The sequence below is a fragment of the Streptomyces sp. NPDC043908 genome, assembly GCF_056435525.1.
Genome location: NZ_JBWKEI010000004.1, coordinates 255,443 through 282,019, shown reverse-complemented (window position 1 = coordinate 282,019; position 26,577 = coordinate 255,443). Strand labels below are relative to the sequence as shown.

The 26,577-nt window shown below is 73.6% G+C and carries 27 protein-coding genes; 7 read left to right on the top strand and 20 right to left on the bottom strand.

Features of this window, described 5'->3' with window-relative positions; genetic code table 11:
• Window positions 1-32: 32 nt before the first annotated feature.
• The 15 genes from AC069K_RS11900 to AC069K_RS11830 form a co-directional block, all read right to left on the bottom strand.
• A complete protein-coding gene (locus tag AC069K_RS11900; protein ID WP_358832211.1) occupies window positions 33-728 on the bottom strand; it encodes a response regulator transcription factor in 696 nt (231 codons plus the stop codon).
• Window positions 725-2,122, bottom strand: coding sequence for a sensor histidine kinase (locus AC069K_RS11895; RefSeq protein WP_478614847.1), 1,398 nt, complete (start codon window positions 2,120-2,122; stop codon window positions 725-727). Before AC069K_RS11895 ends, AC069K_RS11900 begins: the two co-directional genes overlap by 4 nt.
• Window positions 2,123-2,279: 157 nt before the next feature.
• Complete coding sequence (locus AC069K_RS11890; RefSeq protein ID WP_478614844.1) at window positions 2,280-3,176, bottom strand: alpha/beta hydrolase; 897 nt, start codon at window positions 3,174-3,176, stop codon at window positions 2,280-2,282.
• Window positions 3,177-3,753: 577 nt separating this feature from the next.
• The gene (kynU, locus tag AC069K_RS11885) at window positions 3,754-4,944 is read right to left on the bottom strand and encodes a kynureninase (RefSeq protein ID WP_478614841.1); all 1,191 of its coding nucleotides are present in this window, start codon (window positions 4,942-4,944) and stop codon (window positions 3,754-3,756) included.
• Complete coding sequence (locus tag AC069K_RS11880) at window positions 4,937-5,866, bottom strand: tryptophan 2,3-dioxygenase family protein (protein WP_478615227.1); 930 nt, start codon at window positions 5,864-5,866, stop codon at window positions 4,937-4,939. Before AC069K_RS11880 ends, kynU begins: the two co-directional genes overlap by 8 nt.
• A gap of 114 nt (window positions 5,867-5,980) precedes the next feature.
• Window positions 5,981-6,754, bottom strand: coding sequence for a DUF3152 domain-containing protein (locus AC069K_RS11875; RefSeq protein WP_478614838.1), 774 nt, complete (start codon window positions 6,752-6,754; stop codon window positions 5,981-5,983).
• A 183-nt stretch (window positions 6,755-6,937) separates the two neighbouring features.
• Window positions 6,938-7,351, bottom strand: coding sequence for a DUF3151 domain-containing protein (locus AC069K_RS11870; RefSeq protein WP_358832216.1), 414 nt, complete (start codon window positions 7,349-7,351; stop codon window positions 6,938-6,940).
• Window positions 7,352-7,560: 209 nt separating this feature from the next.
• Window positions 7,561-9,018 (bottom strand): MFS transporter, encoded by a 1,458-nt coding sequence (locus AC069K_RS11865; protein ID WP_478614834.1) that lies wholly within the window; start codon window positions 9,016-9,018, stop codon window positions 7,561-7,563.
• A 97-nt stretch (window positions 9,019-9,115) separates the two neighbouring features.
• Window positions 9,116-10,138, bottom strand: a complete 1,023-nt coding sequence (gene fbaA / locus AC069K_RS11860; protein WP_101389020.1) for a class II fructose-bisphosphate aldolase — start codon at window positions 10,136-10,138, stop codon at window positions 9,116-9,118.
• A gap of 306 nt (window positions 10,139-10,444) precedes the next feature.
• The gene (gene pyrE, locus AC069K_RS11855) at window positions 10,445-10,984 is read right to left on the bottom strand and encodes an orotate phosphoribosyltransferase (RefSeq protein WP_358832219.1); all 540 of its coding nucleotides are present in this window, start codon (window positions 10,982-10,984) and stop codon (window positions 10,445-10,447) included.
• Between the two features lie 10 nt (window positions 10,985-10,994).
• A complete protein-coding gene (locus AC069K_RS11850; protein ID WP_365100535.1) occupies window positions 10,995-11,801 on the bottom strand; it encodes an aldose epimerase family protein in 807 nt (268 codons plus the stop codon).
• A gap of 70 nt (window positions 11,802-11,871) precedes the next feature.
• Complete coding sequence (locus AC069K_RS11845) at window positions 11,872-12,897, bottom strand: SRPBCC family protein (RefSeq protein ID WP_365100536.1); 1,026 nt, start codon at window positions 12,895-12,897, stop codon at window positions 11,872-11,874.
• 125 nt (window positions 12,898-13,022) lie between these two features.
• Complete coding sequence (locus AC069K_RS11840; RefSeq protein WP_478614829.1) at window positions 13,023-14,603, bottom strand: polyamine aminopropyltransferase; 1,581 nt, start codon at window positions 14,601-14,603, stop codon at window positions 13,023-13,025.
• Window positions 14,604-14,725: 122 nt separating this feature from the next.
• The gene (locus AC069K_RS11835) at window positions 14,726-15,250 is read right to left on the bottom strand and encodes a DUF2617 family protein (protein ID WP_365100538.1); all 525 of its coding nucleotides are present in this window, start codon (window positions 15,248-15,250) and stop codon (window positions 14,726-14,728) included.
• A gap of 337 nt (window positions 15,251-15,587) precedes the next feature.
• Window positions 15,588-15,869: a hypothetical protein gene (locus tag AC069K_RS11830; protein WP_365100540.1), complete on the bottom strand. Its 282-nt coding sequence runs from the start codon at window positions 15,867-15,869 to the stop codon at window positions 15,588-15,590.
• 95 nt (window positions 15,870-15,964) lie between these two features.
• Between AC069K_RS11830 and AC069K_RS11825 the strand changes: the two genes are divergently transcribed.
• Both AC069K_RS11825 and AC069K_RS11820 read left to right on the top strand, forming a co-directional pair.
• Window positions 15,965-17,167 carry a pyridoxal phosphate-dependent aminotransferase gene (locus AC069K_RS11825; protein ID WP_478614825.1) on the top strand — a complete coding sequence of 401 codons (1,203 nt, stop codon included), beginning with the start codon at window positions 15,965-15,967 and terminating at the stop codon, window positions 17,165-17,167.
• A gap of 111 nt (window positions 17,168-17,278) precedes the next feature.
• Window positions 17,279-18,415, top strand: coding sequence for a hypothetical protein (locus AC069K_RS11820; protein WP_365100654.1), 1,137 nt, complete (start codon window positions 17,279-17,281; stop codon window positions 18,413-18,415).
• A 10-nt stretch (window positions 18,416-18,425) separates the two neighbouring features.
• Here the strand turns inward: AC069K_RS11820 and AC069K_RS11815 are convergent, their stop codons facing one another.
• Both AC069K_RS11815 and clpB read right to left on the bottom strand, forming a co-directional pair.
• A complete protein-coding gene (locus tag AC069K_RS11815; protein ID WP_358832226.1) occupies window positions 18,426-18,971 on the bottom strand; it encodes a YbjN domain-containing protein in 546 nt (181 codons plus the stop codon).
• Window positions 18,972-19,085: 114 nt separating this feature from the next.
• Complete coding sequence (gene clpB / locus AC069K_RS11810; RefSeq protein ID WP_478614823.1) at window positions 19,086-21,683, bottom strand: ATP-dependent chaperone ClpB; 2,598 nt, start codon at window positions 21,681-21,683, stop codon at window positions 19,086-19,088.
• Between the two features lie 116 nt (window positions 21,684-21,799).
• On the opposite strand from clpB, the gene AC069K_RS11805 reads away from it, so the two are divergent.
• Entirely contained in the window at window positions 21,800-22,252 is a 453-nt protein-coding gene (locus AC069K_RS11805; RefSeq protein ID WP_478614820.1) for a pyridoxamine 5'-phosphate oxidase family protein, read from the top strand.
• 137 nt (window positions 22,253-22,389) lie between these two features.
• On the opposite strand, the gene AC069K_RS11800 is transcribed toward AC069K_RS11805, so the two are convergent.
• A complete protein-coding gene (locus AC069K_RS11800; protein WP_283142738.1) occupies window positions 22,390-22,710 on the bottom strand; it encodes a Rieske (2Fe-2S) protein in 321 nt (106 codons plus the stop codon).
• Window positions 22,711-23,108: 398 nt separating this feature from the next.
• On the opposite strand from AC069K_RS11800, the gene AC069K_RS11795 reads away from it, so the two are divergent.
• On the top strand, window positions 23,109-24,038 hold the full coding sequence (locus AC069K_RS11795; RefSeq protein ID WP_358832229.1) for a helix-turn-helix transcriptional regulator: 930 nt from the start codon (window positions 23,109-23,111) through the stop codon (window positions 24,036-24,038).
• A 71-nt stretch (window positions 24,039-24,109) separates the two neighbouring features.
• On the opposite strand, the gene AC069K_RS11790 is transcribed toward AC069K_RS11795, so the two are convergent.
• Window positions 24,110-24,616 (bottom strand): hypothetical protein, encoded by a 507-nt coding sequence (locus tag AC069K_RS11790; RefSeq protein WP_478614816.1) that lies wholly within the window; start codon window positions 24,614-24,616, stop codon window positions 24,110-24,112.
• 13 nt (window positions 24,617-24,629) lie between these two features.
• Window positions 24,630-25,013, bottom strand: coding sequence for a helix-turn-helix domain-containing protein (locus AC069K_RS11785; protein WP_358832238.1), 384 nt, complete (start codon window positions 25,011-25,013; stop codon window positions 24,630-24,632).
• A gap of 283 nt (window positions 25,014-25,296) precedes the next feature.
• Here AC069K_RS11785 and AC069K_RS11780 point away from each other — a divergent pair, with 283 nt between their 5' ends.
• The 3 genes from AC069K_RS11780 to AC069K_RS11770 are packed head-to-tail and all read left to right on the top strand — an operon-like array spanning window position 25,297 to window position 26,317.
• Window positions 25,297-25,605: a WhiB family transcriptional regulator gene (locus AC069K_RS11780; protein WP_478614813.1), complete on the top strand. Its 309-nt coding sequence runs from the start codon at window positions 25,297-25,299 to the stop codon at window positions 25,603-25,605.
• Window positions 25,602-26,117: a hypothetical protein gene (locus AC069K_RS11775; protein WP_365100548.1), complete on the top strand. Its 516-nt coding sequence runs from the start codon at window positions 25,602-25,604 to the stop codon at window positions 26,115-26,117. Before AC069K_RS11780 ends, AC069K_RS11775 begins: the two co-directional genes overlap by 4 nt.
• Window positions 26,114-26,317 (top strand): helix-turn-helix domain-containing protein, encoded by a 204-nt coding sequence (locus AC069K_RS11770; RefSeq protein WP_478614810.1) that lies wholly within the window; start codon window positions 26,114-26,116, stop codon window positions 26,315-26,317. The genes AC069K_RS11775 and AC069K_RS11770 overlap by 4 nt, the downstream gene beginning before the upstream one ends.
• The last annotated feature ends 260 nt before the right edge of the window (window positions 26,318-26,577 follow it).

The following is a 26,577-nucleotide window of genomic DNA, read 5'->3' as shown; positions in this document are numbered from 1 at the left end:
ACGGGGCTCGGGGCGCAGGCCCGGGGTGGGGGTCAGGACGGGGTGATCAGGCGGGATTCGTAGGCGTATACCGCTGCTTGCGTCCGGTCGCGCAACCCCAGCTTCACCAGCACCCTGCTCACATGCGTCTTGATCGTCGACTCCGCCACCACCAGCCGGTCCGCGATCTCCGCGTTGGAGAGGCCCTGGGCGATCAGCACCAGCACCTCCGTCTCGCGGTCCGTCAGCTCCTCCACCTGCACCGCCCCCGGCGCCACACCCGGCGCCACCCCCCGCCGCACCGGCGCCGCCCGGGCGAACTCGGTGATCAGGCGGCGCGTCACCGAGGGGGCGAGGAGCGCGTCCCCGGCCGCCACCACCCGTACCCCCTCGGCGAGTTGGCGCGCGGACGCGTCCTTGAGGAGGAAGCCGGAGGCCCCCGCCCGCAGCGCCTGGTACACGTACTCGTCGAGGTCGAACGTCGTCAGCACCAGCACCCGCGCCCCCGCGTCCGCCGCCACGATCTCCCGCGTCGCCTCGATCCCGTTCATCTCGGGCATCCGGATGTCCATCAGGACGACGTCCGGGCGCAGTTCGCGGACCCGGGCCACCGCCTCCCGCCCGTCGACCGCCTCGCCGACCACCTCGATGTCCCGCTGGGCGTTGAGCAGGACCGAGAAGCCCTCCCGGACCATCATCTGGTCGTCGACGATCAGGACGCGGATCCCCGTACCGGCGCTCGCGCTCATGCCTCCACCGCCTCCGCAGCCTCCGCAGCCTCAGCCGCCCCGTCCCGCGCCACGGGGATGAAGACCGCGACCTCGTACCCGCCGTCCCCGGTCCCGCCCGCCGTCATCTCGCCGCCCAGCATCGCCACCCGCTCCCGCATCCCGGTGATGCCGTGGCCGCTCCCGGGCGATGCGGGCACGGCGGCGGTCGGCGGGCCGTTGACGACCCGCAGGCCGACCCCGCCGAGCACATACCCGACCTCCACCCGCGCCTCGGCGCCCGGCGCGTGCCGCAGGGCGTTGCTGAGCGCCTCCTGGATGATGCGGTACGCGGAGAGCTCGACGCCCTGCGGGAGTTCCCGCACCGCGCCGGTGACCGCCTTGGTCACCTCAAGCCCCGCGTCGCGTACGTTCGCCAGCAGCCGGTCGAGGTCGGCGAGGGTGGGCTGGGGGGCGTCCGGCGCCTCGTAGTCCTCCGCGCGTACGACACCGAGCACGCGCCGCAGTTCGGTCAGCGCGGCCACCGCGTTCTCCCGGATGGTGGCGAACGCGGCCGTCAGCTCCGCGGGCGGGTCCTCGACGCGGTACGGGGCCGCCTCCGCCTGGATCGCGACCACCGACATGTGGTGCGCGACCACGTCGTGCAGCTCGCGCGCGATGGTGGTGCGCTCCTCCAGCACGGTCCGCTTGTCGCGTTCGACGGCGGTGACCGACTGCTGGACGGTGATCTTCCGCTCGGCGTCCCGGCGGACGTTCACCAGGACGGCGATCAGGAGCAGGATCGCGGACGTCACGGCCATCGGCCCCTCGTCCGAGCCGCCGTAGCCCCCGTAACCGCCGTACCCGCCGGGGAACCGCATCAACGAACCGAGCAGCAGCGTCAGCACCCACATCCACGCGGCGGTCCGGGGCCGGGTGCGCAGCGCCACCACGACCATCACCGCGAGCTGCGCGAGGAACCCGCCCGGCCCCCACGGCCAGACGGAGAAACCGCCCCCACCCCCGCCGAGGACGGCCATGACCACCGTGGACGCGCACACCGCCCACCAGGCGCCGACCGGCCGTATCAGGGTCATGGCGACGGGTATCGCGGTGAGCAGACCCGTGGCCGCCCAGACGATCAGCCCCGGACCCGAGCCCTGGGACCGGTCGGTGTACGTGATCATCGCGGCGCAGAACGCGACGAAGAGCACGGCCGCGTGCGCCCGCCAGGCGGCGTACCCGCGCAGCCGGGCGGGCAGCCGGCGGGTGAGCGGGCCGTCCGTGCGCATCGGCGGCAGCGGCCGGTAGGCGAAGGCGTCCCGGAACAGGTCCTGGCGGAGCCCGCCGAACAGGTCCATGGCGAGCAGGAACTCGGGGCTGCGCCCGCCGCTGCCCGGCGTACCGCCCGGCGGGGGGCTGAGGGTCTCGTTCACGGGACCACGGTAGGCGGGGGCGGGTGCCCGGGGCGTCCCCTGCGCTGCGGATCCGGCGGCGTCCGTCTCAGGTACTACCCGAGGTACTGGGGCCGAGGTACTGGGGCCGGTGGCACCGGCCCGCGGGGCGCCGGCCCGCGGGGCGCCGGCCGCCGGTCTAGTACGCGAGCTGCGCGATCTCCTCCGCCACGACCGCGCAGGCGTCGGCGGCGGGGTCGATGAGGGGGAAGTGGCCGACGCCGTCGAGCACGGTGAACCCGACGGGCTCTCCGGCGCGGGCGGCGGCGTCGGCGTACGCCTCGGCGACGGCCATCGGCACGACGACGTCGTCCCGGCCCTGGACGAGGGTGGTGGCGATGCCGGTGGGAAGGAGGGCGGCGGGGTCCGCGTCCGCGACCCGGGCCTCGGCCCTCGCCTCGCCGCCCGGCCCCTCGCCCCCGAGGAGCTGGAGCACGGCCCCGTCGCACACGTCCAGCGCCAGGGCGGTGGCGAAGTCGGCGATGGGGGCGAGGGCGACGACACCGCGGAGGGGGACGGGGGCGGGGGCGTGCCACGGGGAGGTCGGCGGCAGGACGTGGCGGGCGGCGGCCCACAGCGCGAGATGGCCTCCGGCGGAGTGGCCGGTGAGGACCGTACGCCGTGGGTCGGCGGTGGGGAGGTGAGTGCGGACGAGGGCGGGCAGGGCGTCGAGGGCGGCGGCCACGTCGTCGAACGTGTCCGGCCAGCGTCCGGCGACGGGGGTGCCGCCGCCGCCCTGCCTGGGCAGCAGGCCACCGCGCCTGTACTCGACGTTGGCGACGGCGAACCCGCGGCGGGCGAGGAAGTCCACGAACGGGGTGAGGTGCCCCCGGTCGTACCGCTCACGCCAGGCGCCCCCGTGCAGGGCGACGACGAGGGGGGCGGCCGGGGTGTCGTGGCGGGGGGCGTAGAAGTCGATGACCTGGTCGGGGTGGGGGCCGTAAGGGGCGGTGGTGTCCGGGGGGACGTGGGGGTGCGAGAAGGCGGAGGCGGCTTCGGCGGCGTCCTGGGGGTTGGGGGGGAGTGGGTCTTGCATGGGGGCGCCTTTCTGGGGGATGTGTGCGGGCCGGGGCTTTGTCTGCGGGCCGGGGTGGGTTGCTCGCGCCGTTCCCCGCGCCCCTTTCGGGTCGAACCTTTGTCTGCGGGCCGGTGGTGGGTTGCTCGCGCAGTTCCCCGCGCCCCTTAACCGGCCGGAATCTTGTCTGCGGGCCGGTGGTGGGCTGCTCGCGCCGTTCCCCGCGCCCCTTAACCGGCCGGAGCCTTGTCTGCAGGCCGGTGGTGGGTTACTCGCGCCGTTCCCCGCGCCCCTTGACCGGCCGGAACCTTGTCTGCGGGCCGTGGTGGGCTGCTCGCGCAGTTCCCCGCGCCCCTTTCGGGGCGGGTGGGGCCGGCGCGTCGTTCCCGCGCCCTTGTGGGGGCTCGGCCCGTGGCTTTTAGGGGCGCGGGGAACTGCGCGGCCAGCCACGCACGGTCCGCAGACAAAAAGGGGGTACCAGGGGCGAAGCCCGGGGCAGCGGGGCCGGGCCGGGGCAGTCCCCGGACGCCGCGGGGTCGGGGTGCAGCCCTGGGAGCCCCCCCACCCCCGGAGGGTTCAGGGAAAGGGCGGGGTGGGGCTAACCCAGGGCCGAGGACAGCGCCCGCGCCGCCCTCTCCGCATCCCCGAACCCCACGTACAGCGGCGTGAACCCGAACCGCAGCACATCAGGACGGCGATAGTCCCCCACCACCCCCGCGGCTATGAGCGCGCGCATCACATCCCCCGCCCCCTCACACCGCAACCCCACCTGGCTCCCCCGCTCCGCGTGCGCGGACGGCGTCACCGACTCCACCCGCCCCGCCGGCACGTACGCCTCCACGCACTCCAGGAAGAAGTCCGTCAGCGCCAGCGACTTGGCGCGGACGGCGTCGATGGAGACGCCCGTCCAGACGTCGAGGGCCGCCTCCAGGGCCAGCATGGACAGGATGTCCGGGGTGCCGACCCGGCCCCGTACGGCGCCCGCCCCCGGGGCGTACTCCGCGCGCATCCCGAAGGGGTCCTCGTGCGAGTTCCACCCGGGCAGGGGGGAGTCGAAGGACGGCTGGTGGTCGCCCCGTACGTACAGGTACGCCGGGGAACCCGGGCCGCCGTTCAGGTACTTGTAGGTGCAGCCCACCGCGAAGTCCACCCCGTGCGCGTCGAGCCCGACCGGCAGCGCGCCCGCGCTGTGGCACAGGTCCCACACGGTGAGCGCGCCCGCCTCGTGCGCGGCGGCCGTGATGCCGGGCAGGTCGTGCAGCCGGCCCGTGCGGTAGTCGACGTGGTTGACCAGGACCGCCGCCGTACGCGGGCCCGCCGCCGAGGCCATCTCGCCGGGCGCGACCGCCCGGACGGACCGGCCGGTCATCCGCGCCGCGGACCCCGCCACGTACCCGTCCGTCGGGAACGTGGACGCGTCGACGAGAATTTCGTCCCGGTCGGAGGGCGCCAGGCGCACCGCCGCCACCAGGGCCTTGAAGACGTTCACGCTGGTGGAGTCGCCCACCACGACGCGGCCCGGCGCGGCGCCGACGATCGGCGCTATCCGGTCGCCTATCCGCTCGGGCGCCGTCCACCAGCCGCTCTCGTCCCAGGAGCGGATGCGCAGCTCGCCCCACTCGCGGGTGATCACTTCCTGCATGCGCGCCGGGACGTGGCGCGGCAGCGCGCCCAGCGAGTTCCCGTCGAGGTAGACCGTGGTGTCGTCGAGGGCGAACAGCTCGCGGTGCTTGGCGAGGTCGTCTGCGGCGTCCAGCGCCGCGGCCTTGCCGGCCAGGGACTCAGACATGGCTGCGCGCCGTCCACAGCTCGGGGAACACGCTCTTCGCGGCGCGCTTCTCCAGCCAGGCCACGCCCGCCGAGCCGCCCGTGCCCGTCTTCGCGCCCATCGCTCTCCTCGTCGCCACCAGATGGTCGTTGCGCCAGCGCCACACCAGCTCGCCCACATCGGTCAACGCCTCGCCCAGGCGCACGAGTTCCCCGTTCTGGTCCCCGGTGTAGAGCGCGGCCCAGACCGCCTCGACCTCGGGCGAGGGCTCGTACCGCTGGGAGAGGTCGCGCTCCAGGACCGCGGCCGGGACGGCGTGCCCCCGGCGGGCGAGCAGGGCGAGCACCTCGTCGTACAGGCTCGGCTCCTGGAGCGCCTTCTCCAGCTCGGCGTACACGCGCGGCGCGCCCCGGTGCGGCACCAGCATCGACGCCGACTTGTCGCCCAGCAGGAACTCCATCCGCCGGTACATCGCGGACTGGAAGCCGGAGCCCTCGCCGAGGGCCGAGCGGTAGGAGTTGAACTGCGCGGGGGTCAGCTGGGCGAGCGGCGTCCAGGAGGCGTTGAGGGCCTCCAGCTCGCGTACGGACCGCTTCAGCGCGTCCACGGCCACCTGGACCCGGTCCTCGCGCAACGCGCGCGTGGCGGTCTCCCACTCGTGGACGATGACCGTGAACCACAGCTCCATGACCTGGGTGGTGACCAGGAAGACCATCTCGCCGGGGTCGTCGGAGCGCAGGTGCTGGAGGTGGGTGAGGACGTCCGCCTGGACGTAGTCCTCGTACGGGGTCGTGCCCGCGAAGTCCAGGTTGGGGGCGTCGGCCGGGTCGGTGGCCGCGGCGGTGGCCGCGGCGGTGGCCGCGGCTCCGGAGCGGGCGGCTTCGGCAGAGCGGGCGGCTTCGGCGGATCGGGCGGCTCCGGCGTTTTCGGCCGGTTCGGACATCTTTGATGACATCGCTGTCTCCTCGACGTGTCCGGGTAGCGGTCCGCCCCTTCCTTCATCGGCATCGGAGCCCCGGTCCCCACCCGCATCATAAGCACGCCCCCTCCACCCACGTCAGGGCACGGACGGGCCCTCCACGAAGCCACCCGACTCGGTGTACGGCCAGGCGTTGGACGTGCAGCCGTTCAGGCCCTTGATCTGCTGCTGCATCACCGGGGCGGGCCGGCCGGGGCCCGGACAGGCCATGTGCCCGTGGAAGCCGATCAGGTGGCCGATCTCGTGGTTTATGATCAGATGCCGGTACTCGGCGGGCGGTCCGTCGTACTGCGGCGAACCCTTCACCCACCGCTTGAGGTTGACCACGACACCGTCGGTGACCTCGCAGTTCAGCTCGCCGTGGGTGTCGCCGTTGACCGCGCAGAGCTTGTCCGTGGTGGCCGGGGTGGCGATCTTGATGGTCACGTCGGCGGCGCGGTCGCCGGAGACCAGCTGGAACCGGCCGCGGCCGTGCGCGGCCCAGCCGCGGGGGTGGGCGAGGATCGCCTGGATCTCGGTGGCGGCCCGGGCGGGCGAGAGGTCGACGCCGTTCTCGACGAGGACCCTGTAGCGGCGCAGGGGGCCGCCGGTGCCGACGGGGGCGCCGGAGGCGCGGGCGGGGGTGAAGGTGCCGGGCCCGGAGGCGGGCACGCCCTTGCCGTCGTGGGCCGCGGCATCGTTGTCACCCGGGCGGCAGGCGCTCAGGGCCGCCCCGCAGACGAGGGCGAGGCCGAGGAGGCCGCCGACGAGGAGGGCGCGTGGGCCGCGCCGGGGAGCGTGTCCGCCACCGCTGCGGGGCCGGGCCGGGCCGCCCGCACGACGGGCTCCGTTGCGGGCTGCTCGCTTGCCCAAGACAGACTTCTCCCCTGCTCCCGGCTGGAGTTGGGGGAGAGGTGTGGGGCCTCGTGCGCCAGCGCGTCCGCGTTGCTCACTCGTGCATGAGCGACGTTCTTCGTTCGATTGTCCTGTATTCGATGCTGCGTGCGATCGTACCGCCCGTACGCCAATTGTCCGGGCGGTACGCATACGCACGGATCAGCTCAGCGTGTCGGCCGCGAGCGGCGAGGAGTCCCGCAGGAACGCGGTGCAACGCTCGAACTCGGCCTCCTCGCCGATGGCCTGGGCGGCGCGGGCCAGGGCGTGCAGCGCGCGCAGGAAGCCGCGGTTGGGCTCGTGCTCCCACGGCACCGGGCCGTGGCCCTTCCAGCCCGCGCGGCGCAGCGAGTCGAGGCCGCGGTGGTAGCCGGTGCGGGCGTACGCGTACGACTCGACGGTGCGGCCCGCGTCGAACGCGTCGTCCGCGAGCTGCGCCCAGGCGAGGGAGGAGGTGGGGTACTTGGCGGCGACGTCGGCGGGGGCGGTGCCCTGCGCGAGGAGTTCGCGGGGTTCCGGGTCGTCGGGCAGGTGGGTGGGGGCGGGGCCGCCGAGGAGGTTTTCGTGAAGGGACATGGAGCCAGTCTGCCGCGTCCGACCGACAACCGGGTCCTCTCCCCCCACGCCGCCCGCTCCCGCGCCCCTGAGAATGCCGCTGCGCGGCAGCCCCTGGGAGCCCCGCAGGAGCGCATCCAAGGGGCGCGGGGAACTGCGCGAGCACCCCGGCACGGTCCGCGGACGAACCAAGGGGGCCCGGGGGGAGAAGCCCTCGGCGGCCCCGAACGTCAAACCTCCCGGTCCCGCTCCAGCGGCGGCCCCGCCACCCCGCAGCAGACCCGGCACTCCGCGTGGCACCCCGCCCGCGGACGCCGCACCGTCGCGTACGCCAGCACCGCGCCCACCGCCAGCACCCCCGCGCACACCGGCATCGCCCGCCGGAACGTCGAGCCGAACTCCGCCGCCGAGCGGTACGCCGACGGGGACATGCCCGCCACCAGCGGCAGCGCCGCCACCGCGATGAGGCCCGCGGCCCGCGCCGCCGCGTTGTTGATGCCGCTCGCAAGGCCCGCCCGCCCCGCGTCCACCGACCCCAGCACCGTCGCGGTGAGCGGCGCGACCAGGGTGACCATGCCGAGGCCGAGGACGACGACCGCGGGGAGCACGTCCCGCGGGTACGACGCGCCCTCCCCCACCCGCAGCATCAGCAGCATCCCGCCCGCGCACAGCAGCGGCCCCACCGTCAGCGGCAGGCGCGGGCCGATGCGCTCCCCCAGCTCGCCCGAGCGGGCCGAGAGCAGGAGCATCAGGGCCGTCGTCGGGAGGAGGGCCGCGCCGGCGCCGAGCGCGGAGTACCCCGCCACCACCTGGAGCTGGAGCGCCGCCAGGAAGAAGAAGCCGCCGAACGCCGCGTACACGCACACCGTCACCAGGTTCACCGCCGTGAACTGGCGCGAGGCGAAGATCTCGGGCGGCAGCATGGGGTCGGTCAGCCGGCGTTCGAGCCGGAGGAAGGCGATGCCCGCCAGGACGCCCGCCGCCGCCGCGCCCAGCACCAGCGGGGACGCGCCCTGCCCCGGCGCCTCGATCAGCGCGTACGTCACCAGCGCGAGCGCCAGCGCGCCCAGCGCCGCGCCCGTCGCGTCGAACCGGGCCGTGTGCACGCGTGCGTCCCTGGACTCCGGTACGTGCCGCAGCGCCACCGGCACGCACAGCGCGGCCAGCGGGACGTTCAGCAGGAAGACCCAGCGCCAGCCGGGGCCGTCCACCAGCCAGCCGCCCAGGAACGGCCCCACCGCCGCCCCGACGCCGCCCAGGCCCGACCAGACGCCGACGGCCGCCGCCCGGTCGGCGGGGGCGAAGCTCGCCTGGATGAGGGCGAGGGAGCCGGGGGTGAGGAGCGCGCCGCCGATGCCCTGGAGGGCGCGGGCGGCGATCAGGACGCCCGCGTCCGGCGCGAGCCCGCACAGCAGGGAGCCCGCGGCGAACCAGACGACGCCGACGACGAAGACCTTGCGGCGGCCGTACCGGTCGCCGAGCGCGCCGCCCAGCAGGATCAGCCCGGCGAGCGTGAGCATGTACGCGTTGACGGTCCACTGGAGCACGGCCATGTCCGCGTCCAGGTCCGCCCCGATGCGCGGCAGGGCCACGTTGACCACGGTCGAGTCGAGCATCGCCATCCCGGACCCGAGCACGGTCGTGAACAGCACCCACCGCCCCGCCGCCGTCCCCATCGTCACGCTCATGCACTCCACTCTCGCGGAACGCACGGGGCCCGGCACCCCCCGCGAGGGGGATACCGGGCCCGGACGGGGGAGCGCGGGCTGCGGGCCCGCGCGCCCGTTACTTCAGCTTCGTGCCGGTCGAGCGCAGGTTCGCGCACGCCTCGGTGACGCGCTTGGCCATCGACGCCTCGGCGAGCTTGCCCCAGGTGCGCGGGTCGTACGTCGACTTCTTGCCGACCTCGCCGTCGACCTTCAGGACGCCGTCGTAGTTGCGGAACATGTGGTCCGCGACCGGACGGGTGAAGGCGTACTGGGTGTCGGTGTCCAGGTTCATCTTCACGACGCCGTTCTCCAGCGCGGTCGCGATCTCCTGCTCGGTGGAGCCGGAGCCTCCGTGGAAGACGAAGTCGAACGGCGAGGCCTTGCCGTACTTGGCGGCGACGCCCTCCTGGAGGTCCTTGAGGAGCTCCGGACGCAGCACGACGTTGCCCGGCTTGTAGACGCCGTGGACGTTGCCGAAGGAGGCGGCCAGCAGGTAGCGGCCCTTCTCGCCCAGACCGAGCGCCTCGGCGGTGCGCAGCGCGTCGTCGACCGTGGTGTAGAGCTCGTCGTTGATCTCGTGGCTGACGCCGTCCTCCTCGCCGCCGGTCGGGGTGATCTCGACCTCCAGGATGATCTTGGCGGCGGCGGCCTTGGCGAGCAGCTCCTGGCCGATGGCCAGGTTGTCCGCGAGGGTCTCGGCGGAGCCGTCCCACATGTGCGACTGGAAGAGCGGGTTCAGGCCCTTGGCGACGCGCTCGGCCGAGACCTCCAGGAGCGGACGGACGTAACCGTCCAGCTTGTCCTTGGGGCAGTGGTCGGTGTGGAGCGCGACGGTGATGTCGTACTTGGCGGCGACGACGTGCGCGAACTCGGCCAGGGCGACCGCGCCCGTGACCATGTCCTTGTTGTACTGGCCACCCAGGAACTCGGCACCGCCGGTGGAGATCTGGATGATGCCGTCGCTCTCGGCCTCCGCGAAGCCGCGCAGCGCAGCGTGCAGGGTCTGGGTCGAGGTCACGTTGATGGCCGGGTAGGCGAACTTGCCTGCCTTCGCCCGGTCGAGCATCTCGTTGTAGACCTCGGGGGTTGCGATGGGCATCTGTCCGCTCCTTGTGATGTGCGGGGTGTGCGATATGTGCTGGCCCTGACCTGGGGGCGACGTCATCGTCGCGGCCCATCTTTCCAGACTCCGCGCCCGGCTCCACCCCGCGGACGCGGGAGAGGGCGGCTGTTTCACGTGAAACAGCCGCCCTCTCACCGAAAGCGCAGGTCAGAGTCGGTGGGCAGGGGTACGGGGGCCCGGCCCACCACTTTCGGAGTGCCCGTCAGTCGATCTTGCCGGGTACCCCGGACCGGTTACCGCCGCCCCGGCATCCGGGGCGGCGCACCCACCGCCGCGCGGCCGCTACGCCAGGCCCAGATCGCCGAGCTGGTAGCCCGTGAGGTACGTCAGGCCCGCTCCGGTGATCGCGTCGGCCGCGCCCCGGTCGACGATCGTGGCCACGGCGACGACCTCGCCGCCCGCCTCCCGCACCGCCTCGACGGCCGTCAGCGGCGAACCGCCGGTGGTGGAGGTGTCCTCGACCACCAGGCAGCGGCGGCCCTTGACCTCGGTGCCCTCGATCCGGCGCTGCATGCCGTGCGCCTTCTGCGCCTTGCGGACGACGAAGGCGTCGAGGCGGCGGCCGCGCGCGGCCGAGGCGTGCAGCATCGACGTCGCCACCGGGTCGGCGCCCAGGGTGAGGCCGCCCACGCAGTCGAAGTCCAGGTCGGCGGTGAGGTCGAGCATGACCTGGCCGACCAGCGGCGCGGCCTCGCCGTCCAGCGTGATCCTGCGCAGGTCGATGTAGTAGTCGGCTTCCCGGCCCGAGGAGAGGGTCACCTTGCCGTGGACCACGGCCTTGTCCTTGATCTGCTGGAGCAGGTCGGCTCGTACATCAGTCATGTCGGCCAGCTTAAAGGCGGCGCCAGCTCCAGGTCGTCGCCAGCTCCAGCGGGTCCACCGGCGTCACCAGCCGCGGCAGGGTGTTGAGGCCGTTGGGCGGGCCGGACTGCGGCTCCACGCACACCGCCTCCTCCTGCTCGTCATAGACCACCACCCACTCGCTGCGGCTGGTCACCTTCAGCTCCAGCTGCCGCGGCCAGGTGAGGGTGACGTCGACGCCGTCGGGCATGCCGAAGCAGTCGTCCCAGGGGCCGGGCAGGGGGTCGATGCGCCGGCCGGTGGGCAGGTGGTCGTCCCCGCGCTCCTCCTGCCAGGCGGGGGTGAACCCCAGCTGTACGTCCTCGCCGCCGAGGCTGCGCCGGAACCAGGGGTGCCAGCCGACCTGCGCCGGGAAGGAGTCGCCGTACGTCTCCACGCCCATGGTCATCGTCAGCGCGCTCTCGGACAGCTCGAAGATCTGCGTCACGCGACCGGTGTACGGCCAGGGCTCGGCCAGGTCGTACGTGAAGTGGGCCTCGGCGTGGCCGGACTCGGTCTCGCCGGTGCGCACCCGCTTCCAGGCCGTGTCGCGGCCGGTGCCGTGGATGGCGTGCGGCGCCGCGTTCAGCGGAAGGCGGTGGTTGGTGCCGCCGTTGCGGAACTCGCCGTTCTCCACCCGGCCGCACCAGGGCACCATCGGGAACGAGCCGTACTTGTCGCCCTGGCGCAGCACTTCCGTACCGCCCACACGCAGGCTCTCGATCCGGCACCCGAGGTCCGGACGGACCGTCAACTCGACGTCGCCGGCCGCCAGCCGGACACTCTTGTCGCTACTCACACCCCCGACACTACTGGCGTCACCGCACCCGCCCGCGCGCGCGTCGCCGTGTCCGGCCGACTGGAGCGGGTCAGCGGCGCCGGCGCAGGGCGCGGCCGACCACCACCGCGGAGGCGAGCGCGAACGCGGCGGCCGGGGCGGCCCAGCGCAGGGTGGCGCCCGCGCCGGAGCCGGCCGGGGCGGGCACGGGCGCGTACCGCCCGCGCGGCGGCGCGTGGTCGACCTCCTCGGCGCTGCGGCCGATCATCGTGCGCCGGGCGTGCGCGGCCTCGGCGGGCAGGTAGTCGCCGTCCCCGGGGATGTCGAACTCCTCCTCGGCGAGCGGGTCGAGCGAGGGCGGCGGGACGGCGGCGTCGAAGACGGAGTGGCCGAGGCCGGGGTCCTCCGCCGGGTCCTCGCCGCGCGCCGCGGCGTCCACGTCCGCGTCGGCGTCCGGGGTGGAGGCGGTCCCCGACCCGGAGGTGGTGGGCCCGGCGGGACCGGCCGCGGGCTCCTCGCCGGGCGCGGCGGCGTCCCGGGGCGCGGCGTCGTGGGGGGCGGTGTCGGGCGCGGGGATCTGGGGCGCGGCGGCGTCGGGTCCGGAGGCCTCCGCGCCCTGGACGGCCGCCCCGGCCTCGGTCGCGTCCGGCTCGCCGGTGTCCCGGGCCGTGTCGCCGCTCTCCTCCCCTGCTCCCCGGGCGTCCGCCGCCAGGGCCGCGCCGAAACGGTCCAGCAGGCGGGCGGCCGAGGCCCGGGTGCCCTCGGGGGTCGCGGTGGCCACGCGGCCGTCCGCGGTCGCCGTGGCGGTGACGGACATCCGGGTGCCCTCGTCCTGGGGCGCCAGCCGGAGCGTCAGGGAGAACCTGCCCGCGCCGGTGCCGCGCGCCTCGGTGCCCTCGGCCTCCACGCCGAAGGTGTCCTCGTCGAGCTCGGTGATCCGCATCGTGCCGCGGTAGGTGATCGTGTGGCCCTCGACGCGGAGCTTCAGCCGGCCGGCGACCGGCGGCTCGCCCGCGTCCTGCTGGAGACCGGGGACGCAGCGGGCGACCCTGCCCGGGTCCCGCAGCGTCTCACGCAGGGACTGGACCTCAACCGGAACGAACACCTCATGCTCCATGGGTCACGAGCCTACTCAGGGGTGGCCGTCCCGTCTCCGCAAACGACGCGCCGGGCCGCGCCGAACCCGCCCGTCCGGGCCCCGCCCCCGACCCGGACGGGCCCGCGCGGCCCCGCGGCCCGCCGTCATCCCGTATAGCGCGGGTGCACCAGCGTCGACGGGGGCAGTTCCTCGCGGGGGCGGTCCTCGCCCAGGGGCTCCAGCTCCGGGGCGAGCGGGGCGCCCGGCGGGCCGGACGGGGAGGCGAGGACGAAGCCCCAGTCGTGCGGGGCCCCGGTGGCGCCCGAGGCGCGGTCGGGGCCCGCGGTGAAGCCCGTGAGGCGGCCGGTCGCCCGGTAGGGCACGGTCCACAGGCCCGCGGAGCGGACCGTCGACTCCACCGTCCAGTACGTGTGCGTCCGCGTCGCGACCGGGCCCGCGTGCACCGCGACGCGCCCGCCGGGCGCCAGCACACGCGCGGCCAGGCCGAAGAACTCCTCCGAGTACAGCTTGGTGCTCGGGGTGATGCCCGGGTCCGGCAGATCGGAGATCACCACGTCGAAGGGCCCGGCCGAGCGGCCGGGCCCGCGCAGCCAGTCGAAGGCGTCCGCGACCACCGGCCGCACCCGCCGGTCCTCGTACGCGTGGCCGTTCAGCGCCGACAGGGCCGGGTCGTGGCGGGCCAGGGCGACCACGCCCGCGTCCAGCTCGACCAGGGTCACCGCGCGCACGTCCGCGAAGCGCAGGGCCTCGCGCGCGGCCAGGCCGTCCCCGCCGCCCAGGATCAGCACCCGCCGGTGCCGCCCGGACTCCATCGCGGGGCCCACGAGCGCCGAGTGGTAGCGGTGCTCGTCCCGGCCGCTGACCCGCAGCCGGCCGTCGAGGAACAGGTCGAGCGGGCCGCCGGGGCCGTGCCCGGTGCGGCTGCCGGTGAGGACGATCTCCTGGACGCCGGTCTGCACCGCGACCCGCACCTGACCGCCGTACACCGCGCGCCGCGCCGCCTGTTCGAAGGCGCCGACCAGGGCCGTGGTGACCGCCAGGACGGCGAGGACCAGAACGTTCGCCACGAGCAGCCACCAGCGGGCGCGGGGGGTCAGATCGCGCCGGAACAGCCACAGCACCAGCGCCCCGCCCGCCACCGCGTTGACCGCGCCGGTCAGCAGCGCGCCGGTCAGCTGGCCCAGCAGCGGCAGCAGCAGGAAGGGGAAGGCGAGGCCGCCGACGAGCGCTCCCACGTAGTCGGCGGCGAACAGGTCCGCGACCGTGCCGCCCGGGTCCTGTCGCGAGACGCGCTGCATCAGCGTCATCAGCAGCGGGATCTCCGCGCCGATGAGCACGCCGATGCCGAGCGAGAAGGCCACCAGGGCGTAGCGCGCGCCGCCGAGCCAGGCGAACGTCGCGTACAGCACCATCGCCGAGCAGCCGCCGACCAGCGCCAGGGCCGCCTCGATCAGGCCGAAGCCGACGGCGGCGTGCACCCGCAGCCGTTTGGCGAGTAGGGAGCCGATGCCCATGGCGAAGACCATCACGGACAGCACGACGGAGGCCTGGGTGACCGAGTCGCCGATCAAGTACGAGGCGAGGGCGACCAGTTCGAGTTCGTAGACGAGTCCGCAGGCCGCGCAGATGAACACGGTGCCGAGCACGATGAACCGCGCGGTGCTGCGCCGGGGTGCCGGCGGCGGGATGCCACAGGGCAGGACGGGCACAGACGGTTCGATCATGATGGGAACGCTACGTCACGACTCGCTGGCACCTTGTCACCCACAAGGGTGCAACTCGCGCACGGCGGAGGGAATTACGGTCCCCCGGGTGGCGGCGCACCCCCTCCTGCCTGCACGCATCCTCACCGCGCGAGGGGCGCCGCCGTCCGGACACCGACCCTCGTTCGGGTCACCACCAACTGTCCCTCCTGCGGGTACGCGTGCCAGGTCCGCCAGCGCACCTGGCCCTCGCTGCGCTGCGCGAGCATCGCGGTGAAGGCGTGCGGGGAGCCGGGAAACGTCCCCGCGAGGCCGTTGGGATGGTCGGCGACCAGCGCGAGCAGCTCCTGCGCGCGCCCCGCGAACGAGCCCCCGGAGAGCGTCTCCACCCGTGCGGCGAACTCGTACTCCCACTCCCCGAGGTGTTTCGCCACCCCGAGGGGGAGCGGGGTGCTGCTGCCGGGCATACAGGCGACGGTCTCCGAACAGGAGCCCTGCTCCTCTTCGAGGAGCACCTGGTGGGAGGCGCCCAGGAGCCTCAACTGGAGTTTCGCGCCGGACAGTTCGAGGTCGAGGACGGCCAGGGCGGGCAGCGGCTCCCGGCCCAGCGCCCAGGCGAGGTCGCTGGCACGCGTGTCGGTGTAGGCGGTCTTGAGAGTCGTGAGCATGGGTGGGCTCCGCAAAACGCACATGGGGAGGGTGGACGACCGGGGGCACCCCGGAACCGTGCGGGGGAAGGGGGGACCGTCTGCTCGGGTCCGCCCGGGTGGGGGGAGGTTCCGTGGGCTGCGTTTCTCAACAGCGAGGGAATCATGAAGTACGCGGCGCTCACAGCGTTTTTACCCAACTTGACGTGGTTTCCATCCCCTGGGAGGCAAGCCGGTTCACCTGTTCAATGCGAGGGTGCGCGCGGGAGCGCCCGGCGGGTGCGGACCCGCCGGGCGCCGGGAAGGGGCGTGCGGACGGAATCGGCTGCCCCGTGTCAGCCGCGACCGCCGCACGCCGTCAGCTGGAGCCGCAGCCGCCGCCCCCGCCTCCGCAGGACGAGCCGCCCCCGCAGGAGGAGTGGCCGCCGCCGCACGAGTGGCCGCCGTGGTGGCCGTGGTGGCCGTGGCCGCCCCCGCTGTCCCCGGCCCACCAGGGACCCGACGAGCCGGCCGCGCCGGCGGAGCCGCCCCCCTTGGACGAGTACCACCCCCGCCGCCACCTGGCGTTGCTTCCCCTGGTGACCCTGCCGACGACGTACCAGATCAGTACCAGTACGGCCCCCGCGACGACATATCCCATCTCCCCCACCGTCCTTCTGCATCGTGTGACAGGGGGATGCCCTCGGCCCGCGCGCGCGAAAGCAGACTTGAGCAACTCCAGAGGTTGCCCACAGGATGGCCGCCATGACCTCCAGCGCGCGTCCTGTCCTCAACCGCCGCCTCGCCGAGTTCGGCACCACGGTCTTCGCCGAGATGTCCGCCCTCGCGGTGTCGACCGGAGCCATCAACCTCGGCCAGGGCTTCCCCGACACCGACGGTCCCGACGAGGTGCGCGAGGCCGCCGTGCGCGCCCTGCGCGACGGACGCGGCAACCAGTACCCGCCGGGTCCCGGCGTGCCCGAGCTGCGCACCGCGATCACCGACCACCAGCTGCGGCGCTACGGGCTGGCGTTCGACCCGGACCGCGAGGTGCTGGTGACGGCGGGTGCCACCGAGGCGATCGCGGCCTCGCTGCTCGCGCTGGTGGAGCCGGGGGACGAGGTGATCGCGCTGGAGCCGTACTACGACTCCTACGCGGCCTGCGTCGCCATGGCGGGCGGCACGCGCGTGCCGGTGACGCTGCGGCCCGACGGCGACCGCTACCGGCTGGACCTGGACGAGCTGCGCGCCGCCGTCACCCCGCGCACCCGGCTGATCCTGCTCAACACCCCGCACAACCCGACCGGGACGGTGCTGAGCCGCGAGGAGCTGACCGCGATCGCGGAGCTGGCCCGCGAACGGGACCTGCTGGTGGTCACCGACGAGGTCTACGAGCACCTGGTCTTCGACGGCGAGCACGTGCCCGTCGCCACCCTGCCGGGGATGCGCGAGCGCACCCTCACCATCGGCTCGGCGGGCAAGACGTTCTCCTTCACCGGCTGGAAGGTCGGCTGGGTGACGGGCGCGCCCGAGCTGGTGGCGGCCGTGCGCTCCGCCAAGCAGTACCTGACGTACGTGGCCTCCGGGCCCTTCCAGTACGCGGTCGCCGAGGCGCTGCGGCTGCCCGACGCGTACTTCGACACCCTGCGCGAGGAGATGCGGGCCAGGCGGGACCTGCTGAGCGCGGGGCTGGCGGCGGCCGGGTTCGGGGTGTACCGCCCGGCCGGCACGTACTTCGTCACCACCGACATCCGCCCGCTGGGCCGCGAGCTCTCGCACGGCGGCGACGGCTTCGCCTTCTGCCGGGCGCTGCCGGAGCGCTGCGGGGTGGTGGCGATTCCCAATGCCGTCTTCTACGACCACCGGGACGCGGGCGCGCCTTTCGTCCGATTTGCCTTCTGCAAGAGGGAGAGTGTGCTCGAAGAGGCCGTCTCCCGGCTGAAGGCGCTCGCGGGCTGAGCTCGCGGGACGAGGCGCCGCGAGAGTCCGGGGAGGACCGACCACGCGCGCGCCCGGAGGTGCACCCTGTCCGCCGAGATCACCGCCCTCGTACGCCGGTCCGCGGACGCCCTGTCCACGCCGCGCCGGCTGACCGCGCTGCGCCGGGCGGCCCCCGCGCTCGGGCTGTTCGCCGCCGCCCGGCTCACCGGGATGCTGGTCCTGGCGGTGTGGGCCTGGCACCTGGGGCGCTCGCCGCGTGCGCTGCTGGCCACCGCCTGGGACGCCGACTGGTACATCAAGATCGCGGCGAACGGCTACGGGCGCACGCTGTACTGGCCGGACGGGACGGTCCAGAGCGATCTGGCGTTCTTCCCGTTCTACCCGAGCCTGCTGCGGCTGGTGACGACGGCGCTGCCGGTGGCGGGCGGCACGGCCGGGCTGCTGGTGTCCTGGTCGGCGGCCGGGGCGGCGGCGTGGGGGATCCACGCGGTCGGGGAGCGGCTGGCGGGGCGGCGCACGGCGACCGCGCTGGTGCTGCTGTGGGGGCTGCTGCCGCACTCGGTGGTGCTGTCGATGGCGTACACCGAGCCGGTGATGACGGCGCTGGCCGCCTGGTCGCTGTGGGCGGTCCTGGAGCGGCGCTGGCTGTGGGCGGGCGGCCTGGCGGTCCTGGCGGGCCTCTCGCGGCCCAACGCGGTCGCGGTGGCCGCGGCGGTCACGGCGGCGGCCGCGGCGGCCCTGTGGGGCGGCGGGCGGGGCGCACGGCGGGACTGGCGGGTGTGGGCGGCCGGGGCGGTGGCGCCGCTGGGCTGGTGCGGATACGTCCTGTCGGTCGGCGCCCGAAGGGGTGATCCGCTGGGCGGCTACTTCGCGGTCCAGGCCGCCTGGACGTCCCGGTTCGACTTCGGCCGGGGCTCGCTGCGCTTCGTACGGAAGCTGGCCACCGGGCCGTTCGACCTCGGCTACACGATGGCGTTCCTGATCACCGTGGCGGCGCTGCTGCTGTTCGCCCTGTTCGTGCTGGAGCGCCCGCCGCTGCCGCTGCTCGTCTACACGGGGGTGCTGGTGCTGATCACCGTCGGCGGGTCGGGGTTCTTCGAGTCCAAGCCGCGGTTCCTGCTGCCGGCGTTCCCGCTGCTGCTGCCGCTGGCGGCGGCGCTGACGAAAGCCCGGCCGCGGGCGGCGGTCACGGTGACCGCGGCCCTGGCCGGGCTGTCGTTCGCGTACGGGGCGTATCTGCTGACGCTGGCCCCGATGGCGCTGTGAGCGGTGCGCGTCAGGCGTCGTCGCCGGGCGCGTCGCCCTCGTCGCCCTCGGCGCCGTCGACGGCCTTCTCCAGGCCCAGCTGCTCCACGAGCCACTTGTCGAACTCGATCGAGGCGCGGACCCAGCTGACCGTCGAGGAGACGAAGTGCTCCAGGGCGACGCCGGTGCCGATCAGCATCTGCGCCTCACCGATGAGGCGGACGGCGCCGTCGTCGTGGGTGTGCGTGTAGACCTTGGGCCACAGGGTGCGGCGGTTCCAGTCGTCGATCGTCTCCAGCAGCGCGACCTTGTCGTCGATGCCGTGGGGGCGGTCGTAGAAGGTCCGCACCGAGAAGACCTGCTGGTCCTCCTCGCCGCGGAACATGAAGTACGTGCGGAACTCCTCCCACGGAGCGGCGAGGTCGCCCTCGTCGTCCACGACGTACTTGAGCTCCATCTGGTCCAGGAGCTGCTTGACCAGATCCTGGTCGGGTACGACGGGCCCGGCCGGTCCACCGGTGGGCTGCGGGCCGGGCTGAGCCCCGAAATTCGGAATCGAGGACGGGTCGATGCTCATCGTGAATCTTCCTTCGTACGGTTCCGGTCATCCTCTCCCATGCCGGGCGGGGGCTGGCAACCCCCGCCACGGGTATCCGCTGACGGCTGACCGAATCCCGGCGCGGCCACCCGGCTACAGGCTCTTTCCGGTCGCCGCACCCACGCTCAGGCCGTCCCCCACCCGGTCGACGCGGACCGTGTCGCCGTCCTTGACCTCGCCCGCCAGGATCTCCTTGGCGAGCCGGTCGCCGATGGCGGTCTGGATGAGCCGGCGCAGCGGGCGGGCGCCGTAGGCCGGGTCGTTGCCCTCGTGGGCGAGCCAGGCCAGCGCCTCGGGGGTGACGTCCAGGGCGAGGCGCCGGTCGGCCAGGCGCTTGGCGAGGCGGGCGATCTGGAGCTCCGCGATGTGGGCCAGCTCGTCCTTGGTGAGCGCGGAGAAGACCACCAGGTCGTCCAGGCGGTTGAGGAACTCGGGCTTGAAGGACGCCCGCACCACCTCCAGGACCTGCTGCTTCTTCTCCTCCTCGCTGGTCAGCGGCTCGACCAGGTACTGGCTGCCCAGGTTGGAGGTCAGCACCAGGATCGTGTTGCGGAAGTCGACCGTGCGGCCCTGGCCGTCGGTGAGGCGGCCGTCGTCGAGGACCTGGAGCAGGACGTCGAAGACCTCCGGGTGCGCCTTCTCGACCTCGTCGAGCAGCACCACGCTGTACGGGCGGCGGCGGACCGCCTCGGTGAGCTGGCCGCCCTCCTCGTACCCCACGTACCCGGGCGGGGCGCCGACCAGGCGGGCGACGCTGTGCTTCTCGCCGTACTCCGACATGTCGATGCGGACCATGGCCCGCTCGTCGTCGAAGAGGAAGTCGGCCAGCGCCTTGGCCAGCTCGGTCTTGCCGACGCCGGTGGGGCCCAGGAAGAGGAAGGAGCCGGTGGGGCGGTCGGGGTCGGCGATGCCCGCCCGGGTCCGGCGCACCGCGTCCGAGACCGCGCGGACCGCCTCGGACTGGCCGATCAGCCGGCGGCCCAGCTCGTCCTCCATGCGCAGCAGCTTCTGCGTCTCGCCCTCCAGCAGGCGACCGGCCGGGATGCCGGTCCAGGAGCCGACCACGTCCGCGATGTCGTCCGGGCCGACCTCCTCCTTGACCATGGTGTCCTTGGAGGCCTCCTGCTCGGCCTCGGATGCGGCCTCCAGCTCGCGCTCCAGGGTCGGGATCTCGCCGTACAGCAGCTTGGAGGCGGTGTCGAAGTCGCCGTCGCGCTGGGCGCGCTCGGCCTGGCCGCGCAGGTCGTCGAGGCGCTCCTTGAGCTCACCGACGCGGTTCAGGCCCTCCTTCTCCTTCTCCCAGCGGGCGGTCAGGCCGCGCAGCTCCTCCTCCTTGTCGGCGAGGTCGCGGCGGATCTTCTCCAGCCGCTCCTTGCTCGCCGCGTCCGTCTCCTTGGACAGGGCCAGCTCCTCCATACGGAGGCGGTCCACCGACCGCTGGAGCTCGTCGATCTCCAGCGGCGAGGAGTCGATCTCCATACGGAGGCGGGAGGCCGCCTCGTCCACCAGGTCGATCGCCTTGTCCGGCAGGAAGCGGGAGGTGATGTAGCGGTCGGACAGGGTGGCCGCGGCCACCAGCGCGCTGTCGGCGATCTGCACCTTGTGGTGCGCCTCGTACCGGCCCTTGAGGCCGCGCAGGATCGCGATGGTGTCCTCGACGGTGGGCTCGGCGACCAGGACCTGCTGGAAGCGGCGCTCCAGGGCCGGGTCCTTCTCGATGCGCTCGCGGTACTCGTCGAGCGTGGTGGCGCCGACCATCCGCAGCTCACCGCGGGCCAGCATCGGCTTGAGCATGTTGCCCGCGTCCATCGCCGAGTCGCCGCCGGCGCCCGCCCCGACGACCGTGTGCAGCTCGTCGATGAAGGTGATGATCTGGCCGTCGCTCGCCTTGATCTCCGACAGGACGGTCTTCAGGCGCTCCTCGAACTCGCCCCGGTACTTCGCCCCGGCCACCATCGCGCCCAGGTCCAGCGAGACGAGCCGCTTGTTCTTCAGCGACTCCGGGACGTCGCCCTTGATGATCCGCTGGGCCAGGCCCTCCACGACCGCGGTCTTGCCGACGCCGGGCTCACCGATGAGCACCGGGTTGTTCTTGGTGCGCCGGGAGAGCACCTGCACCACCCGGCGGATCTCCTGGTCCCGGCCGATGACCGGGTCGAGCTTGCCCTCGCGGGCGGCGGCCGTGAAATCCGTGCCGAACTTCTCCAGGGCCTTGTACTGGCCCTCCGGGTCGGGGGTGGTCACCCTCCGTCCTCCTCGTACTGTCTCGAATGCCTCAAGGAGCTTCTTGGCGGTCGCGCCCTGCTGGGAGAGGAGCTCGCCGGTCCGGCCGCCCTTGGCGGCGAGGCCGATGAGCAGGTGCTCGGTGGAGAGGTAGTCGTCGCCCAGCTCCTTGGCGCGCTGCGCGGCGTCGGCGATGACGGCCAGCAGGTCGCGGTCGGGCTGCGGCGGGGCGACCGTGGAACCGGCCACCTTGGGCAGCGCGGCGAGCAGCCGCTCCGCCCCGGACCGGACGGCGGCCTGGTCGGCCCCGGCGGCGGCCAGCAGGTCGGTGATGTTCTCGTTCTCCTCGCCGGTCAGGAGGGCGAGCAGCAGGTGCGCGGGCGTCAGGTCGGGGTGTCCGTCGGACACGGCCCGGCTGCTCGCGGCGTTGATCGCGTCCCGGCTCTTGTTGGTCAGCTCGGCGTCCACGCGCGGTCTCTCCTCCTCGGCGCAGGGGGTACGAAATCCATGACTCATCCAGCGTACATAAAGTTGAGCCCATTCCGCTCAAGGTGGCGGGGACGAGTTCCGCGTAGGTTCGGCGCATGAGCACGAGCACGGACACGGCGGCCGTCCCGGCCTCCCGCACGCGTACCCCTGTGGACCCCCGGCAGCCCGACGCGGCCTATCTCGCCTTCTGGCGCGAGCGCCACCTGTGCACGCTGACGACTCCGCGCCCGGACGGCAGCCCGCACCTGGTGCCGGTGGGGGTCACCTACGACCCGGAGGCGGGCGTGGCGCGGGTGATCGCCAACCGGTCCAGCCGGAAGGTGCGGAACGTGCTGGCGGCCGGTGAGCAGGGAGCGCGGGTCGCGGTCTGCCAGGTGGACGGGCGCCGCTGGGCCACCCTGGAGGGCCGGGCGTACGTACGGACGGAGGCGGGGCCGATCGCCGAGGCGGTGACGCGGTACGCCGAGCGGTACGGGCGGACGCCGCGCGAGAACCCGGACCGGGTGCTGATCGAGATCGTCCTGGAGCGGGCGATGGGCCGGGGCTGAGCCGGGCCCGGCCACGCGCGCGGGGCGCGGGCGGGCCCGTACCCGGGCAGCACAGCGGCGCCACCGTGTTCAGGTCCACGATGGCGCCGCTGTGTGGGGGAAGCGCCTGAGCGATTTACAACGACGGGGGAATCGCTTCAGGCACTGCGGGGGGTGGCGGTAGACGACTCGGGGTCGAACAGTTGGTGGTCTCGCTGGTCCAGATTGACGAACACCATGCCGTAGCGCACGGCACAGCGAATCGGCTGCGGCGCCCCGCGCGGCCGGCGCAGGCACCGGTAGGCACGGACGTCCTCGTCGTCCTCGCGCGCGACCAGGATCGGCTCGCCGAACAGGGTGACCATCAACGAATCGCCACGGTGGGGGATCGCCGTGACGAGGTCGATGAAGTGCCACCCCGAGCGGTAGGCCGTGGCCATCTCGCGCCGGAAGACCCGGTCGTCCGGCGGGAGGCTCATGCGCTTACACCCGCGGGCGCGACCTCCCAGGTAGGCTCCACTGGAGCCGCCAGGACCCGCGTCACCGGCTTGTGCTCCCAGGTGGGCTCTCCCGGAGCCGCCACGGTTCCGTGGGACGGCTTGCTCTCCCACGTGGGTTCCCCACTCGCGGCGAGAGCGCAAAGAGCAGCCGCGACAACGGCTATAGCGCTAAGTGCTCGAACCATCCTGCTCATGGCCGATCTCCACCTCTTTATGATCATTCCCTCCCCCCGCGCATAAGACGATGGCTCACTCTGAGCGCTTCCACCAGCGAGGCCAGGCATCATGTTCCTGTAATTCAGGAGTATGAGGGGGGTGTAATCCGGTTGTATCAGGGGCACTTCGGACATAGTCATGGCCCTACAGACCTGTGCGAGATGGGCAAGACCCTCTACGCCACCGCGTTGCGTACCGGCGGAATAACTCGCACGGAAGCCCAGGCCGCTCCCTGTCTCATCGATCTCGCGCTGCTGCGGCCCGACGCGGACGACGCGGAGCAGCTGCGGCCGGTCCCTCCCTCCGTCGTCCTGAACCAGCTCGTGCAGCCCCTGGAACGCGAGATCCAGGAGCGCAGGAAGCTGTCGATGTCACTGGCCAGCACCTTCGAGCCGTTCATGGCGATCACCAGCGAGGACGCGGCGAGCACCCACGCGATCACGGTCCTGGAGGGCCTGGAGCTCATCAACGCGACGCTGGACCGCGTCATCGACGAGTGCACCAAGGAACTGCTCACCATCCAGCCCGGCAGCGGACGCAGACCCGAGACCCTGGAGTCGGGCCTGCGCCGGGTCCAGCCACTGCTCGACCGGGGCGTCGGGATGCGCACCCTCTACCAGCACACCGCCCGCCACCACTCCGCGACGATCGGGTACGTGGAGCGCATCGCGCCCTACGGCCTGGAGGTCCGCACGCTGGAAGAGATCATCGACCGGCTGATCATCGTGGACCGCCGGGTGGCCTTCATCCCCGCGCGCAGCGACCGCCGGGTCGCGCTGGAGCTGCGGCACGAGGGCCTGGTGCAGTATCTGGTCGGCGTCTTCGACCAGTTCTGGCTGCACGCGGTGCCGTGGGAGGAGGAGGTCCCGTACGGCTCCTCCAAGGCGGAGGGCATCACGGGCGTCCAGCGCTCCATCGCCAAACTCCTCGTGGAGGGGCACGTGGACGACTCCATCGCGCGGCGCCTCGGGATGAACGTCCGCACCTGCCGCGCCCACATCGCCAAGCTGAACGCCGCCCTGGGCAGCGGCAGCCGCGCCCAGCTCGGCTATCTCATCGCCCAGTCCGGAATCCTGGAGCAGGACGACTGAGCCGGGCCCCGCGCACCTCGTACGGGAGCGGCCGCCCTCTCCCCTTCATACGTGCGGGTGGCTGCCCGGTCTCATACGTGCGGGTGGCTGCCCGGCGGGTCGCCGTCGTCCGCGGGCCGGCCGCGCTGGCGCCCGCGCGGGCGGTGCGGCATGAGGTCCCTGCCGCGCGCCTCGCCGGTGCCGACGATCGGCAGCGGGTGGCCAAGGCGGCCGTCGGGGGTCTGAGGGAAGCGCAACAGCCGCCCGGACGGCGGCGGTTGGCCCGCCTCGGGGTGCCCGGCCGCGTCCCGTTCGCCGTCGCCCCCGTGACAGGCGTCCTCCTCCACCGGGGGCCGCGGCCCGTCCTCGCCCCGCCGGGCGGCGCGCCCCTGCGCGTCCGCCCCGCGGCCGACGCGGGCGTGTTCCTCCCAGCCCTCGCGGAACCAGCGGAGCTGCTCGTGCTGGAGCTCCTGGTCGGTCAGGACCCGTACGCCGTCGAGGCCGGCGCGCCGGACCTTCTCCCCCAGTTCGATCAACAGGCCGCCCAACACCTCGGCCAGAGCGTCCTGTTCGCCTCCTGAACCGTCGCCGTCCGCCATCCCCCGCCCTCCTTCACACCCCCGGGCTGCCGGCCCCCTCACGTCCGTCCGGCAGGAACGCCTTCGTCACGCGTACGAACAGCTCGCGCAGCTCCTCGGGCACCCCCATGAGCCGGGCGGCCTCCTCGGGGCCGAGCGGCACCGCGCCCTCCCCGTCCTGCCCGCCCCGGCCCACGGCGATCGGCAGATCGTCCTCGGAGAGCCTGCCGGAGCGGATGAGCATGTCCCGCAGCGGTACGCCGAGCACCGCCGCCAGTCTGCGCATGGTCTCCAGGTCCGGCATGCTCTGGCGCTGCAACAGCCTGCTCACGGCGGCCCGGTGGACCCCGGCGTCGTCCGCGAGCTTGGACTTGCCGCCCCCGCGCGGGCTGTCGATGTCGTAGTTCCGCAGCCGCATCAGGCGCTCGATCCAGGCGGCGAACTCCTCCAGCCCGTCCGCATGACCGCGACCGCCGTCGCCGCGGTAGCCCTGTTCGTTGCGGGCGCCGGCCCGTGCGCTCGAACCCATGTGGTCGCTCTCCCTCGTCGCGGGAGACAGCGTACCCCCGGGGCGCTCGCGCGACAGTAGGTGCGCGCCCGCACGCATGAGTCGCTTGCGTACGCGCACGCACCGTGTCACCCTGATCACGCGTTCGCAATTTGCCGAACTCGTGTTCCCATACGTGGGGAGGGGTTTGCACGTGCCCGCACACCTGACCACTCGAAAAGCCCATATGACCTCGTACTTGTCCCGAGCGGCGGACGACCTCGACTGGCGCAGGGCCGCCGCCTGCGCGAACCTCCCACAACAGTCCGTGTTCGCCCGCGTCCCCTCCGACGCCGAACCGGTATTGCGAGCATGCAATCAGTGTCCCATCCGCACCGAGTGCGAAGTGGTCGTCGACCCCGCGCACACCTTCTTCGACGGGGTGAGCGGCGGACGGCTCTGGCGCAACGGCCGCGAGGTCAAACGGCCCCCGACGCCCGCGCCCGGGCAGGCGGAGCGATGAGCGGCGGACGCGCGGACGCGGTGTGGCTCCAGTCGCTGGCCCGCCGCTTCCCCGACCTCCTCGCGGAGCTGGCGCCGTCCCCGGCGGGCCCGCGGGAGCGGCCCGGCGGCTCGCTCCGCTCCACCACCGCCCCGATCCGGCTGCACATCTCCGACGCCGTACGGGACATCACCGACGGCGTGGTCGAGCTGGAGGAGGCGGTACGGGAGCGGCTCGGCCTGCGCCCGCCCGCCCCGGCCCCGGTGGTGGCCCGGCTGGCCCGTATCGCCGAACTCCTCGACGCCGTGGACGAGTTGCCGGACCTCGCCGCGCACGTGACGGCCGAGACCCGGCGGATGGCCCGGCGCTGTGCCCGCGAGCTAGGGGACCCGGAGCAGATGATCCGGATCGGCGGGCGCTGTCCCGCGTGCGCCTCGGTGTCGCTGCGCGTCTTCCCCGAGCGCGGCGCCGTGCTCTGTGTGAACCCCGTGTGCCGCCATGTCGTCCGCACGGACCTGGAGGAGGCCTCGTGACCGCCTTCCCGGCCCCGGGCCTGGTCTCCGGCGAGCTCGCCGCCGCCGAGGTGGCCGTCTCGCCCGCGACCCTGCGCAAGTGGGTCCAGCTGGGCCATCTGCGCGCCTCGGGCCGGCAGGGGCGCAGGCTGCTCTACCGGCTGGAGGACGTGTTCGCGGCGGAGCGTTCCGTCCACCGCGACGAGATCCCGCACCACTGACCCGGCCCGCTCCGCCGCCTGGCGTGACCAGCTCTCCGCCTGGCGTGACCCGTTCTCCGCAGGGCCCCACCCGCACCCCGGGTGGGGCCCTTCCGCTGTCCCCGCTCACGCCCCAACCCCCGCCCCGAGCAGGCCTGTTGCGGGATCGGGCACCCCCGATCACACTGGGAGCAGCGGCAGAACCGCGCCCACATCCGGGGCGACGGGTCTGCCGCTTCGTGCTGCTCCGGCCGCTTCCCTCACGCCCCTCCGCCCAGGAG

Bases quoted from the DNA above. Each gene is read 5' to 3' on its own strand.
- AC069K_RS11900 (WP_358832211.1), bottom strand. From the start codon at position 728: ATGAGCGCGAGCGCCGGTACGGGGATCCGCGTCCTGATCGTCGACGAC.
- AC069K_RS11890 (WP_478614844.1), bottom strand. From the start codon at position 3,176: ATGCAAGACCCACTCCCCCCCAACCCCCAGGACGCCGCCGAAGCCGCC.
- kynU (WP_478614841.1), bottom strand. From the start codon at position 4,944: ATGTCTGAGTCCCTGGCCGGCAAGGCCGCGGCGCTGGACGCCGCAGAC.
- AC069K_RS11880 (WP_478615227.1), bottom strand. From the start codon at position 5,866: ATGTCCGAACCGGCCGAAAACGCCGGAGCCGCCCGATCCGCCGAAGCC.
- AC069K_RS11870 (WP_358832216.1), bottom strand. From the start codon at position 7,351: ATGTCCCTTCACGAAAACCTCCTCGGCGGCCCCGCCCCCACCCACCTG.
- AC069K_RS11865 (WP_478614834.1), bottom strand. From the start codon at position 9,018: ATGAGCGTGACGATGGGGACGGCGGCGGGGCGGTGGGTGCTGTTCACG.
- fbaA (WP_101389020.1), bottom strand. From the start codon at position 10,138: ATGCCCATCGCAACCCCCGAGGTCTACAACGAGATGCTCGACCGGGCG.
- pyrE (WP_358832219.1), bottom strand. From the start codon at position 10,984: ATGACTGATGTACGAGCCGACCTGCTCCAGCAGATCAAGGACAAGGCC.
- AC069K_RS11845 (WP_365100536.1), bottom strand. From the start codon at position 12,897: ATGGAGCATGAGGTGTTCGTTCCGGTTGAGGTCCAGTCCCTGCGTGAG.
- AC069K_RS11840 (WP_478614829.1), bottom strand. From the start codon at position 14,603: ATGATCGAACCGTCTGTGCCCGTCCTGCCCTGTGGCATCCCGCCGCCG.
- AC069K_RS11835 (WP_365100538.1), bottom strand. From the start codon at position 15,250: ATGCTCACGACTCTCAAGACCGCCTACACCGACACGCGTGCCAGCGAC.
- AC069K_RS11830 (WP_365100540.1), bottom strand. From the start codon at position 15,869: ATGGGATATGTCGTCGCGGGGGCCGTACTGGTACTGATCTGGTACGTC.
- AC069K_RS11825 (WP_478614825.1), top strand. From the start codon at position 15,965: ATGGCCGCCATGACCTCCAGCGCGCGTCCTGTCCTCAACCGCCGCCTC.
- AC069K_RS11815 (WP_358832226.1), bottom strand. From the start codon at position 18,971: ATGAGCATCGACCCGTCCTCGATTCCGAATTTCGGGGCTCAGCCCGGC.
- AC069K_RS11805 (WP_478614820.1), top strand. From the start codon at position 21,800: ATGAGCACGAGCACGGACACGGCGGCCGTCCCGGCCTCCCGCACGCGT.
- AC069K_RS11800 (WP_283142738.1), bottom strand. From the start codon at position 22,710: ATGAGCCTCCCGCCGGACGACCGGGTCTTCCGGCGCGAGATGGCCACG.
- AC069K_RS11795 (WP_358832229.1), top strand. From the start codon at position 23,109: ATGGGCAAGACCCTCTACGCCACCGCGTTGCGTACCGGCGGAATAACT.
- AC069K_RS11790 (WP_478614816.1), bottom strand. From the start codon at position 24,616: ATGGCGGACGGCGACGGTTCAGGAGGCGAACAGGACGCTCTGGCCGAG.
- AC069K_RS11785 (WP_358832238.1), bottom strand. From the start codon at position 25,013: ATGCGGCTGCGGAACTACGACATCGACAGCCCGCGCGGGGGCGGCAAG.
- AC069K_RS11775 (WP_365100548.1), top strand. From the start codon at position 25,602: ATGAGCGGCGGACGCGCGGACGCGGTGTGGCTCCAGTCGCTGGCCCGC.